Genomic DNA, 6281 nt, shown 5'->3' with positions numbered 1-6281 from the left:
ATTACAACTCGCAACGGCGATGTAAAGAAACTAACCATTAACGAATAATATCGTGATATAATTCACATTCGGCTCCTGGCTGGTGACAGCTAGGAGCCGTTTTGTTGTTTGAATTTATTAACCCTGACGTGGTTATAGGTAAAAAGCTGGTTTGATTTGGCATCGAGCAAGTCGTTACCTATAACTACAGAAGAAAGATTATTGTAGAGGTTGTTATGGTACCTGTTGTAGCTCTAGTAGGGCGTCCGAACGTAGGTAAATCTACACTATTTAACCGATTGACTCGCACTCGTGACGCGTTGGTTGCGGACTTTCCAGGCCTAACGCGAGACCGTAAATATGGCCAGGCGAGACTTGGTGAAGAGCACGAATTCATTGTGATTGATACTGGTGGTATCGATGGCACAGAAGAAGGCGTGGAAACAAAGATGGCAGAACAGTCATTAGCCGCGATTGATGAGGCTGATGTTGTATTGTTCCTTGTTGACGGTCGTGCTGGTCTGACACCTTCAGATGAAGCAATTGCTGCGCATCTGCGTAAAATTGAAAAGCCAGCGATGCTGGTAGTAAACAAAATCGATGGTATTGATGCCGATGCGGCGTGTGCTGACTTTTGGCAGCTCGGCGTGGATGATATGTACCAGATTGCGGCCGCTCATGGCCGTGGTGTGACCGCTTTGCTTGAGCGTGCTTTATCTCCATTCTTTGATGATCTACTAACAAGTGAATCTGAAGAAGGTGAGATTGAAGACCTGACTGGATTCGAAGACGAAGAGCCTCTTGTTGAAGATTACACTGAAGAAGACGCAGAAGCAGAGTTCAAACGCCTTCAAGAGCAGCCGATTAAGTTGGCGATCATCGGTCGTCCTAACGTAGGCAAATCGACACTGACTAACCGTATTCTGGGTGAAGAACGTGTAGTTGTATACGATATGCCAGGTACAACGCGCGATTCTATCTACATCCCGATGGAGCGTGATGGACGCGAATACGTACTAATTGATACCGCAGGTGTTCGTCGTCGTGGTCGTATCAATGAAACGGTTGAAAAGTTCTCTGTTGTTAAGACTCTGAAAGCGGTAGAAGATGCAAACGTCGTTCTACTGGTGATTGATGCTCGTGAAAATATTTCAGACCAAGACCTAAGCTTGCTTGGTTTTGCACTGAATGCTGGCCGCTCAATTGTCATCGCCGTTAACAAGTGGGATGGTCTAGACAGTGACGTGAAAGAAAGCGTGAAGAAAGAACTGGACCGCCGTCTAGGATTCGTCGATTTCGCGCGTATCCACTTTATCTCTGCGCTGCACGGTACTGGCGTTGGTCACTTATTTGAATCTATTCAAGAAGCATATAACTCGGCGACAACGCGTGTGGGTACGTCAGTACTGACGCGTATCATGAAGATGGCAGTGGATGATCACCAGCCGCCAATGGTTCGTGGTCGTCGTATCAAACTCAAATACGCACACGCAGGTGGTTACAACCCACCGATCGTTGTTATCCACGGTAACATGGTTCGTGAATTGCCAGATTCGTATAAACGTTATTTGATGAACTACTTCCGTAAGTCTCTGGAAATTATGGGAACACCGATTCGCATTAACTTCCACAACAGTGATAACCCATACGAGAACCGTACGAATAAGCTTACGCTATCACAAGAGCGTAAACGCAAACGTATGATGTCGATGGTGAAAAACCGCAATAAATAATGAAATTCGAATACCCAAGTTTCTACTTGGGTATTTTTTTATCAAAAGTAATCGTAAAAATGACTATCACAGCAACAAAGACTCGTTTTTGTCATCAAACATGGCAATTAGAAGCACAAATACAGCTCGTTCAATCTACGGAAGAAGTGACTTACGTTATTACAGATGTCACGCCGTTCCATCCCGTTAGTCACATATGGCCGGATCACCCTGCAGACAAAGGAACGTTGAAGGTGAATGGGGCTGAGCATGACGTAGTAGATTGCCAAGTTGGAGCAGTGGAGCAGGAGAGTGGTGCTTTGTATGTGGGTAGTGACATCCCTGTAAAGCGTGATGCTGAAGGTTGGGTGTTTGTCGTCGTGCATGTTTTATCACGTACGGAATCATTTGCAATTAATGACTTGGTAACATTAGCGGTAGATAAAGACTATCAAAATGCTTTGAGTCGAGGCCACACAGCAGGACACTTAGCGTATTTGGCGTTGAATAAAGTACTAGCGGAAGACTATTGGCGAAAAGACGCAGACCGCAAAGACCCACATGGTTATTATGACTTTAATAGCTATGCGCAAGTTACGAGTTATGTCACTCCAGACAAGTGCCTCGATACGTACCGTTTAGGTAAAACACTCCGTAAAAGAGGATTAAACAGTGCAGATATGCTGAATGACCTCCAGGCGATTGCAGAAAAAGTGAATGGCCAACTGGTTGAATGGCTTCAAAGAGATGCGATGATCACCATGGAATGCCACGGCGATAGATTAACGGATTCTCGCTATTGGAAGTGCGATTTAGGGGAAGGTCAATTAGCGGTAATCCCTTGTGGTGGAACGCATGCGAGCCATTTAAATGAGTTTGCTTTTATCCAAGTTAAACTCGTTAAGCTCGACGCTCAAACTATCGAAATGCACACCAATGTAAACACTGCTTTTTGAATAAGATCTTTTTGTTAAATTCTGATTTTTTGTTTAATTAAATCTCTCTAAGGTTTTTTATTCTGTTTTAAATTGGAATGCAGAATATGTAACTTATGCTTTCGGTGTGTGGTTATATAAATATTCTTTTAAGGGGTGATCGCTGATCAAGGAGTAAATATCAGACGATCAGTATAAGATCCTACGTATCAAGTATGGTTATCGCCTCGTGAAACTTGTTGGGGCGGTGATGAAGATCAACATACTTGTTCGTTATTTTGAGTAGCATGCGTTACTCGAAATTGCTTAGTTTAGAGAGAGGAACGGGATATGCAGCAGAACATTTGCCCGACTTGCAATGTCGAACTGGAATGGACAGGACAATACCATTGTGCACAGTGTGAATCGGATTTTAAAAAAGTAGGTTTTTGCCCTGATTGTGAGGCGGAGCTGGAGAAGCTGCAAGCATGCGGTGCTGCGAGTTACTTTTGTAATGTGTGTAATGAACTCAAATCAAAATCACGTGTCCGATTTGAGTTCCAGAAAGTCAGTTAACCAGAGTTTGTATTCAGTTAACGGTAGAACGAACGTCGCCTTCGGCTAACCGGGTAATCAATACATCTCCCGACTTTACATCTGAAGATTGCGTAATTACTTTACCTTGCTCAGTTTGAGTAATTGAGTAACCTCGTTTCAATGTCGCTAGTGGGCTGACGGTGTCTAACTTCTCTGCAGCAATCGCGAGTTGATGGCGCATAGTCAGTAATTTGCGATCCATTGCATCCATGAGCTTTTGCTCAACACGTTCTAGCTTCGACTTCTGCTCGCCAAGGCGTGTTACAGGAGAACTTAATTGCAGCCGATAATGTTGACGCTCGATTCGCTGTTGACGCAAGGCAATAAAACGACTCATCGCTCGCTGTAAGCGCATGTCCAACTCATCTAACTGTTGCGTCTGACGTTGCAAGCGATAGCTTGGGTGCTGTCTCTCTAGACGGTGCACTAATTGAGCAGATTGCTGCTTTTGTTGTGCTAGGTAGTAACGCATCGCGCTCGCTAACTTATGCTGGCGGGTAACTAAAGCTTGATCTTTGTGGCTGTTATCACGGCTTACTAGCTCAGCGGCTGCTGATGGAGTAGGCGCGCGTACGTCGGCGACAAAATCAGCTATTGTCACGTCAACTTCATGTCCAACGGCGCTAATAATAGGAATTTGGCTTGCTGCAATCGTGCGAGCTAATATCTCGTTGTTAAAGCACCATAAGTCTTCTAATGAACCACCACCTCGGCCCACAATTAGCACATCACATTCATCACGGCTGTTAGCGCGACCAATGGCTTGTGCAATTTGAATGGCTGCGTCCTCACCTTGTACCACTGTAGGATAAATCACAACAGGTAGGGAAGGATCACGACGTTTCAATACGTCTAAGATATCGTAAAGCGCGGCACCAGTTTTCGATGTGATGACGCCAACACGTTTAGGGTGCTCAGGCAAAGATTGCTTATTGGTTTGCGCGAACAACCCTTCTGCTGCAAGCTTCATTTTCAGCTCTTCAAACTCTTGCTGAAGACGGCCGTCACCTTCCGGTTGCATGCTTTCGATGATCAATTGGTAGTCACCGCGAGGCTCATAAAGAGACAGACGAGCTTTTACTAGGACTTGATTACCGTTAGCGGGTTTGAAAGTAACGCGGCGATTGTTACCACGAAACATGGCACATTTAACTTGAGCGCGAGAGTCTTTAAGAGTGAGGTACCAGTGACCAGAGACAGGAGCTGAAAAGTTGGATATCTCTCCGACGAGCCAAACGATCCCCATTTCGTTTTCAAGGAGTAAACGAACTTCTGCGTTGAGGCGAGAAACAGTAAAGATGTTTTGATTGGTCTTGGAGAGCACAGCTAATCTCTTAGACGTGAGTATGGAAATTAGCGGCAATATAATACATAGCAAGGGGGTAATTGCAAGAAAAAAATTAAAAAATTTGTGGTCAAGCGATTGCGTTAACCGTATAATCCCTCCGCAATATCTAATCCAAATGTAGCCAACAACCTAAAACTGGTTACCCTCATTATGCGAAACGATGAGATTGGATTGTCTTTTTACTCCTCTAATTGTGAGATATTGCAAATGCTAAGAATTGCCAAAGAAGCGCTGACATTCGATGACGTACTACTCGTGCCAGCTCACTCCACCGTTCTCCCAAACACAGCTGATCTTCGCACTCAGTTGACTAAGAACATCACCCTAAACATCCCAATGATTTCAGCGTCTATGGACACTGTTACTGAAGCTCGTCTAGCGATTGCGCTAGCGCAAGAGGGTGGCATTGGCTTTATCCACAAGAACATGTCTATTGAGCAGCAGGCAGCCGAAGTTCGTAAAGTTAAGAAGTTCGAAGCTGGTATGGTAACTGACGCGGTTACTGTAAACCCTGACGCGACCATCGCTGATGTTGTTGCACTCACTGAAAAGCATGGTTTTGCAGGTTTCCCTGTTGTCACTGAGAGCAATGAGCTTGTTGGTATTATCACTGGTCGTGACGTTCGTTTTGTGACGGACCTTTCTAAGAAAGTATCTTCAGTAATGACGCCAAAAGAGAAGTTGGCAGCAGTTAAAGAAGGTGCAACACGAGAAGAAGTGCAAGAGAAAATGCACGAAGCTCGTGTAGAGAAAGTATTGGTTGTGAATGATGAGTTCCAACTAACCGGTATGATTACTGCGAAAGACTTCCACAAAGCAGAACGTAAACCAAACGCATGTAAAGATGAGCGTGGTCGCCTACGTGTTGGCGCAGCCGTTGGTGCTGGCGCTGGTAACGAAGAGCGTGTTGCTGCTCTAGTTGAAGCAGGCGTTGACATTCTACTTATCGACTCTTCACACGGACATTCTGAAGGTGTACTAAACCGCATCCGCGAAACTCGCGCTGCTTACCCAGATCTAGACATCATCGGTGGTAACGTAGCAACAGGTGCTGGTGCTAAAGCACTAATCGAAGCTGGCGTAAGCGCAGTGAAAGTTGGTATCGGCCCTGGTTCTATCTGTACAACTCGTATTGTAACGGGTGTGGGAGTTCCACAAATCACTGCAATCGCAGATGCGGCAGAAGTGGCTAATGATTATGGTATTCCGGTTATTGCTGATGGTGGTATCCGTTTCTCAGGTGATATCTGTAAAGCAATCGTAGCTGGCGCATCATGTGTGATGGTTGGTTCTATGTTTGCTGGTACTGAAGAAGCGCCGGGTGAAGTGATTCTATACAATGGCCGTTCTTACAAGTCTTACCGCGGCATGGGTTCTCTTGGTGCTATGTCTCAAGGTTCTTCTGACCGTTACTTCCAGTCTGACAACGCAGCGGACAAGCTAGTACCAGAAGGCATTGAAGGTCGTATCGCATATAAAGGCCGTCTAAAAGAGATCGTACACCAACAAATGGGTGGTCTACGTTCAAGTATGGGTCTAACTGGTTCTGCAACTATCGAAGATATGCGTACGAAAGCTGAATTTGTACGTATCTCTGGTGCTGGTATGCAAGAGTCTCATGTACACGATGTTCAAATTACTAAGGAAGCACCGAACTACCGTCTAGGGAACTAATTACCTAACGGAAACGTTTGCTTTTTCCTTGAAGCATTAAGAAGAGGCGAGTACACT

5 protein-coding genes are annotated in these 6281 nt (G+C 45.1%); 4 read left to right on the top strand and 1 reads right to left on the bottom strand.

The annotated features are described in order from the left end of the window. Nucleotides 1-215: 215 nt before the first annotated feature. The 3 genes from der (at nucleotide 216) to R7Q46_RS20485 (ending at nucleotide 3181) form a co-directional block, all read left to right on the top strand. Nucleotides 216-1712 carry a ribosome biogenesis GTPase Der gene (gene der / locus R7Q46_RS20495; protein ID WP_017820569.1) on the top strand — a complete coding sequence of 499 codons (1497 nt, stop codon included), beginning with the start codon at nucleotides 216-218 and terminating at the stop codon, nucleotides 1710-1712. A gap of 59 nt (nucleotides 1713-1771) precedes the next feature. Further along, nucleotides 1772-2647, top strand: a complete 876-nt coding sequence (locus R7Q46_RS20490; protein WP_206958377.1) for an alanyl-tRNA editing protein — start codon at nucleotides 1772-1774, stop codon at nucleotides 2645-2647. 309 nt (nucleotides 2648-2956) lie between these two features. After that, entirely contained in the window at nucleotides 2957-3181 is a 225-nt protein-coding gene (locus R7Q46_RS20485; RefSeq protein ID WP_005381691.1) for a zinc ribbon domain-containing protein, read from the top strand. A 13-nt stretch (nucleotides 3182-3194) separates the two neighbouring features. Here R7Q46_RS20485 and xseA read toward each other — a convergent pair whose 3' ends face one another. Then, nucleotides 3195-4526, bottom strand: coding sequence for an exodeoxyribonuclease VII large subunit (gene xseA / locus R7Q46_RS20480; RefSeq protein ID WP_213871968.1), 1332 nt, complete (start codon nucleotides 4524-4526; stop codon nucleotides 3195-3197). 231 nt (nucleotides 4527-4757) lie between these two features. Between xseA and guaB the strand changes: the two genes are divergently transcribed. After that, nucleotides 4758-6224, top strand: a complete 1467-nt coding sequence (gene guaB / locus R7Q46_RS20475) for an IMP dehydrogenase (protein WP_017633908.1) — start codon at nucleotides 4758-4760, stop codon at nucleotides 6222-6224. Nucleotides 6225-6281 lie beyond the last annotated feature (57 nt).

Source organism: Vibrio sp. 811 (assembly GCF_033339195.1).
This window is presented reverse-complemented; position numbering and strand designations above follow the sequence as displayed.

Excerpts from the sequence above, each read along its gene's own strand:
- der (WP_017820569.1), top strand. The coding sequence starts at position 216 with ATGGTACCTGTTGTAGCTCTAGTAGGGCGTCCGAACGTAGGTAAATCT.
- R7Q46_RS20490 (WP_206958377.1), top strand. The coding sequence starts at position 1,772 with ATGACTATCACAGCAACAAAGACTCGTTTTTGTCATCAAACATGGCAA.
- R7Q46_RS20485 (WP_005381691.1), top strand. The coding sequence starts at position 2,957 with ATGCAGCAGAACATTTGCCCGACTTGCAATGTCGAACTGGAATGGACA.
- guaB (WP_017633908.1), top strand. The coding sequence starts at position 4,758 with ATGCTAAGAATTGCCAAAGAAGCGCTGACATTCGATGACGTACTACTC.